Origin of the sequence: Amycolatopsis rhizosphaerae, assembly GCF_007713715.1 — a bacterium.
GTDB classification, from domain to species: domain Bacteria; phylum Actinomycetota; class Actinomycetes; order Mycobacteriales; family Pseudonocardiaceae; genus Amycolatopsis_E; species Amycolatopsis_E rhizosphaerae.
On the sequence record NZ_VJWX01000493.1, the window covers coordinates 1 to 5256 of the forward strand.

The window sequence follows — 5256 nt, forward strand, 5'->3', positions numbered from 1 at the left end:
GGCCGGGGCGTGGGCCGGACGGGTCGCGGCGCGGGAGCCGGCTCCCGCACATGCCCGGAAAGGAGACTCTGCGTGGTCGCCGACACGCCGTTCACCGTGTTCTGCAGGCCGGGACAGACCTCGTCGGTGAGCAGCGGGCCGACCACCGGCAGCGAGCCCGCGTCCAGCGTTCCCGCCGTGTCGGCGAGCGGTAGCGACAACAGCGGCGCGTTCTGGCCGGGCCCGGTCGCGGCCGAGTGGGACCCGGTGCCCACGGTGAGGATTCCGGGCAGGTCGAGCGAGGCGCCCGCGTCCACGGTGAGGGCCTGGCCGGGGGCCGGCCGGAGGGTGGCGTCACAACCACCGGCCAGAGCCGGATCGGCCGGATCCGCCGAAGCCGTTCCCGGCAGCACGGCCAAGGTGGCGAAGGCGGTGAGAAAACCCAGTGCGGCCAACCTGTTCCCGGTCTTCCCCATGCTTCCCCCTCCGGCGCCGGCAGGCCACGCTGGTTCACGGAACGCGCTCACGCTACTGCATCTGCGTGAGCGTGGGGCGGTTCCGGCGGATTTCCGGCGGTAGCGTGGCCCCATGCAGATCGGAGCCCATGTTCGCGATGACGATCCGTTGGCGGCGGCGCGGGAGCGCGATGCCGCGGTGGTCCAGTTCTTCCTCGCGGACCCGCAGGGCTGGCGCAAACCGGTGCCCGCGCCGAGCGCGGCGGAGATCGAGGCGGCCGGGGTGACGGTGTTCATCCACGCCCCGTACGTGGTGAACGTGGCTTCCACGAACAACCGCATCCGCATGCCCTCCCGCAAGCTGGTCGGCCAGCACGCGGCGGCCGCCGCGGAGATCGGCGCCCGCGGCCTGGTCGTGCACGGCGGGCACGTGCGCAAGGACGAGGACCCGGAACTGGGCCTGATCAACTGGCGCAAGCTGTTCGAGCGCCAGGCCGAAGACGGCGGCTTCGGGGTACCGATCCTCATCGAGAACACCGCCGGGGGCGACGGCGCGATGGCCCGCCAGTTCGACATGCTGGCCCGGCTGTGGGATGTCGTCGGCGGTTTCGGAGCCGGCTTCTGCCTGGACACCTGCCATGCCTTCGCCGCGGGCTGGGAACTGGACGGCGTCGTGGACCGGGTGAAGGCGATCACCGGCCGGATCGACCTGGTGCACCTCAACAACTCGCGGGACGAGTTCGGCTCGACCCGCGACCGGCACGCCAACGTGGTGCACGGCGGCGGCACCATCCCACCGGAGCAACTGGTGGCGGTGGCCAGGGCGGCCGGGGCGCCGGTGATCGTCGAGACCCCGTCGGAGGGCCAGGCCGAGGACATCGCGTACCTGCGGGACGCCCTCGGCTGAAGGCGATCAGGCCGGAACCGGCTCCTTGGCCGGTTTGAGCACGAACACGTCGCGGGCCCCGTCGAGCACGCCGCCCGCCGGATCGTCGTCGCCGGAGAGCCGGACCTTGTCCCGTTCCGGACGCAGGATCTCCCGGATCACCAGCACGCACAGCCCGACCACGGCCAGGTCCCGGACCACGACGAAGCCGAGGAACCAGTCCTCCGGCAACCCCTTGTGGTCGACGCCGAGGTAGAAGAACATCCTCGGCACCCAGACCAGCGCGTCGACGAGCATCCAGCCGAGCAGCAGCCGCCAGCGCGGGATCGCCAGCACCGCCAGCGGCACCAGCCACAGCGAGTACTGCGGGCTCCACACCTTGTTCGTCAGCAGGAACGCGGCGACCACGAGGAAGCTCAACTGGGCCACGCGCGGCCGTAGCGGCGCGGCGAGCGCCAGGTAGGCGATGCCCGCGCAGCACAACAGGAACAGACCCCCGCTGACCAGGTTGAGCCAGGTCGGCGTCTGCCCTGCCCGCAGTGGGCCGTCGAAACCGGTCCAGCCGGTGAAGTAGGAGATCACGTTGTAGATCGAGTCGGGGTCCATCGCGCGCTCCCCGTTCAGCCGGAAGAACTCCCGCCACCCGGTGTTGTACAGGAGCGCTATGGGCAGGTTCACCGCCAGCCAGGTCACCACGGCGGTCGCGGCCGTGCGCGCCCAGTAGCGGAACTTCCCGGCGCGCAGGCACAGCAGGAACAGGGGGCCCAGCAGGAACAACGGGTACAGCTTCGCCGCGGCGCCCAGGCCGAGCAGCACACCGGCCAGCACCGGCTTCCGTCTGGCCCACGCAAGTAGCCCGGTGGCGGCGAACGCGGTGGCGATCGCGTCGAAGTTCGTGAACGCGTGCACCAGTACCAGTGGTGAGATCGCGACCAGTGCGGCGTCCCATGGTCTGCGGCCCGCGGTGCGGCCGACCGCCCACACGGTGACCAGCCAGGCGGCGGACAACCAGAACGCGGTGATGTTGAAGTAGATCGCCACCGGGAGCGCGCCGGGGAGCCAGCCCGCGTCGGAGATCGTCTTCCAGATCGTGGTGAGTTTCGCGTTGGCCCACTGGAAGAGCCCGGTGAGCACCGGGTACTCCATGTACCGCACGTTCGCGTTCGCGGTGCCGGCGTTGTCCACCCAGCTCGTCCGGTACGGGAAGGTGCCCGGCTGGTCGAGCCGTTCGGCGCTGTAGAGCGGCACGATGTCGGAGTAGCACATGGCCACGTAAGGGCGGCCCGCCCGCCAGTCCAGCTGGTTGTGGCCGCTTTCGTCGGTGTACTGCTGGATGCAGCTGCCCTTGCCGAACCAGCACAGCATCAGGGCGAGGGTGGCCAGGGCCAGTCCCACCCGCTGCGGGGTCCAGAACCAGTGCCTGCCCACTGCGGCGTGCTCGCCGAGCGGGCCGCCGATGGGCGCGCTCGCCGCGGCCACCAGTGGCTCGGTCCGGCTGGGGGCGATCCGCTGGGTCGCGTCGAGGGAGGCCGGTTCGGTCGGACTGGACACGCGCGCGATGTTACGGCCCCGACGGTGGGTTGGCAGTGAGCCACGCTGCGCACGAAAAGGGCGGTGGCATCGTCGCCGTGCCCACCGCCCTCTCCGGTTCCGTCGTGCCGGTCAGCCGCCCGGGGGACCGCCGATCACGAAGCCGCCGGTCGTCGAGGTCGGGCTCGACGGCTTCGACTTCGAGGGCTTCGACGCCGAGGTGGGCGAGGTGTCCGAAGTGGGCGTCGTGGTCGGGGTGGTCGGGGTGGTCGGGGTGCTGGTCCCCGTCGACTGCGAGGCGGTGTTCGACGCGGAGGAGTCGCTGGACGCGTCGGCGGACTTGCCGATCGGATCCACCGTGGAGAACTTCTCCGCGGGCTTGCCCTTGAGGTAGTTGTTCATGAACTCCTGCCAGATCTGGGCAGGGAGCCCGGTACTGCCGACGGACTTGCCGTCCTTGTCCTTCAGCGGCTTCGGCGGGTCGGAACCGACCCAGGAGGCCACCGCGATCGACGGGGTGTACCCGATCATCCACACCTGCGAGTTGAGGCTCGCCAGGGTGGGATCGCTCGAGTCGTACTGCTGCGTACCCGTCTTGCCCGCGCATTCGTGGTTGTCCGGGCACTTCAGGTGCGAAAAGTCGATCACCGGCTTGAGTGCGATGGTGACGTTCCCGGCGATCTGCTTGCTCTTCTGCGAGTTGTTCGCGGCGAAGGCGGGCTTCGGGGTCACCTGGGTCTGGTAGACCACGTTGCCGCCGGGGTCGGTCACCTTGGTGACGAAGTGCCGGTCCATGGCCATGCCGTCCGCGGCGAAGGTGGCGTAGCCGGAGGCCATGTCGAGCGGCGTGGCTTCGGTCGTGCCACCGCCGAGCGAGATGTTGTTGTCCAGTGCCGTCTTCGGATGCTCGACCGTTTTGACGCCGGCCTCGACGGCGGCCTCCTGCACGGCGGGCCAGTGCGTCACGTTGGCGACCATGTCGAAGAACACCGTGTTGGCGGAAATCTTGACGGCCTCGGCGACCGTGCAGTCCTTGCCACAGCTGTTCGCCTGACTCGCGTTGCGGACGGTGCGGGAGCCGAACTGACGGGATATGGAGCCGTCGAAGACCTCGCCCAGCCCCTTGCCCATCTTCAGGAACGCCGTGATGTCGAACGCCTTGAACGAGGATCCGGGGTTGTGCGGTGTGTTCGCCCAATCGTACCGGTCGGTCTTGTCGTTGGGCCCGCCATAGTAGGCGATCACGCCCCTGGTCTTCGGGTCCACCGCGACGAGCGCCTTCTTCAGCGTGTCCGGCTGCCCGGTCATGTACTTGTTCTCCGCGTCGACCGCGATCTTCTGTGCGACCGGGTCGATCGTGGTGTAGATGTTGTAGCCCCCGGCCTGCAGCTTCTCCTTCGAGTAGCCCGCGGCCGCCAGTTCGTCCTCCACCTGCGCCTGGATGTACTGGTTCGAGCCGGTGATGGCCTGCGGCTTGGTCTGGTCGATGGGCAACGGGGTCGGGAACTGGGCGGCCGTGCGGTCGGCTGAGGGCAGCCAGTTGTACTTGACCAGGTTGTCCATCACGTAGTTCCAGCGCCGCTGTGCGTATTCGGCGTTCTCCGACCTGCCCGGTCCCTGGATCAGACCGGCCAGCAGGGCCGCTTCCGACGAGGAGAGCTGGGAGACGTCCTTGTTGAAGTACGCGTGCGAGGCCGCCTGGATGCCGTAGGCGCCCCGGCCGAAGTAGATGATGTTCAGGTAGGCCGTGATGATGTCCTCTTTGGACTGGGTCTGGTTCATCTTGAACGACTTCACCAGCTCCGTGGCCTTACGCGTGAGCGTGTGTTCCTCGTTCTCGGTGGCCTTCTTGATGTACTGCTGGGAGATGGTCGAACCACCGCCCTGACCACCGGTGAGGTTGTTGTAGACCGCGCGCAGGATGCCCAGCACGTCGAAACCGCTGTTGGTCTCGAAGGTGGCGTCTTCGGCCGCGTACACGGCGTGCTTGACGGTGTCGGGGATCTGGCCGGGCTTGAGGATCTGGCGGTTCTTGTTCTCCGGGATGTCCTTGCCCATCACCGTGTTGTCGCTGTAGTAGTAGGTGACGACCTGGCTCTGCTGTGCGAGCACCTCTTCCGGCGTCGGCACGTCGACCAGGAAGTAGGCGATGGTGAAGGCGATCGCGGGCAGCACGACGAACAGGCCGACGCACGCGTACAGGCTGCGGCGGATGATCTTCCAGCGCCGCTTCTTGCGCTGTTTGGGCGTCAGGGCCTTCTTGCCCTTCTTGCCTTCTTCGGGGGCTTCTTCGCCGTCCGCGCCGAACTCGTCGAACCGGCCCTGCTCGTCGTCGTAGTCGTCCTCGGGGTAGCCGGGGCCGCCCGGTTCGTTGTGGGTGAGCAGACCGGGCTCACGGTTCGGCGG

Annotated in this window: 3 protein-coding genes and 1 pseudogene; 1 reads left to right on the forward strand and 3 read right to left on the reverse strand. The window is 68.6% G+C overall.

The annotated features are described in order from the left end of the window. Positions 1 to 455, reverse strand: a pseudogene (locus FNH05_RS31395) (hypothetical protein); the annotation flags it as partial. Positions 456 to 567: 112 nt separating this feature from the next. Here FNH05_RS31395 and FNH05_RS31400 point away from each other — a divergent pair. After that, a complete protein-coding gene (locus FNH05_RS31400) occupies positions 568 to 1341 on the forward strand; it encodes a deoxyribonuclease IV (protein WP_144592475.1) in 774 nt (257 codons plus the stop codon). 6 nt (positions 1342 to 1347) lie between these two features. On the opposite strand, the gene FNH05_RS31405 is transcribed toward FNH05_RS31400, so the two are convergent. Further along, complete coding sequence (locus FNH05_RS31405) at positions 1348 to 2871, reverse strand: glycosyltransferase family 87 protein (protein WP_246128053.1); 1524 nt, start codon at positions 2869 to 2871, stop codon at positions 1348 to 1350. 111 nt (positions 2872 to 2982) lie between these two features. Next, positions 2983 to 5256 (reverse strand): transglycosylase domain-containing protein (locus FNH05_RS31410; protein WP_144592477.1); only part of this gene is annotated, 2274 nt, incomplete at its 5' end.

Coding starts and splice junctions, on each gene's coding strand:
- FNH05_RS31400 (WP_144592475.1), top strand. CDS start 568: ATGCAGATCGGAGCCCATGTTCGCGATGACGATCCGTTGGCGGCGGCG.